Source organism: Prevotella sp. MGM1 (assembly GCF_002933775.1).
Classification (GTDB): Bacteria; Bacteroidota; Bacteroidia; order Bacteroidales; family Bacteroidaceae; genus Prevotella.
In genome coordinates, this window is the sequence record NZ_BEWV01000051.1 from 1 (window position 1) to 653 (window position 653).

A 653-nucleotide genomic window follows, 5' to 3' on the forward strand; every position below is an offset into this window, starting at 1 on the left:
GATAGACACAATCATTGAGTGTACCTGTACGACCCCGAACAATTTCGCAAAGGTTCTGGGCTACACACGTGCCCAAACTATTTATGATATTCAGAACCGAAAGTGTGCCCCCAGCTACGATTTTTTCAATCGCTTTACCGATTCAGAATATTCTGCTATCATCAATCTGCGTTGGCTACTCAATGGGGAAGGGGAGATGTGGACCGATTTCATGCGCCGACTGACCCATGAGGAACAAATTGTCGTGGTTGATAATGTTAACCACGGCGTCTCTGTTTCAAGTTACCAAATGGAACAGGACGCGGACCGGTCTATTAGAATTGCCGAATTTGATTTATTGAAAGAGGAAAATGTAAGACTAAAAGACCGTGCAAAACTTGCGGACAGATATTACAAAATGACTTTGGAGCAGGCTAAAGAGATTGGGCGACTGGAGCAGCGCATCAAGGATCTTGAGCAAAGATTGGAAAAAACTGCTGGCGATGTCAGCACCGGCGATATTGCAAGTGTCGGTTAGGCGGCTATGTTCCTGCGTTTACCCTTGTGCCTCCCCATACCCCCTCTAAGGGGTCAAAATAGGGGAGTTTTCTGTTTTTCAGCGTGTTTTCAGAGCCATTAAGCGCATTTAACGCTAATAATCAGCGTATTAAACG

1 protein-coding gene is annotated in these 653 nt (G+C 45.3%); it reads left to right on the top strand.

From position 1 onward, the window contains the following. Positions 1 to 517: hypothetical protein (locus MoGM_RS12915; RefSeq protein ID WP_104368404.1), on the top strand; the 517-nt coding region annotated here is incomplete at its 5' end. Positions 518 to 653: the final 136 nt, after the last annotated feature.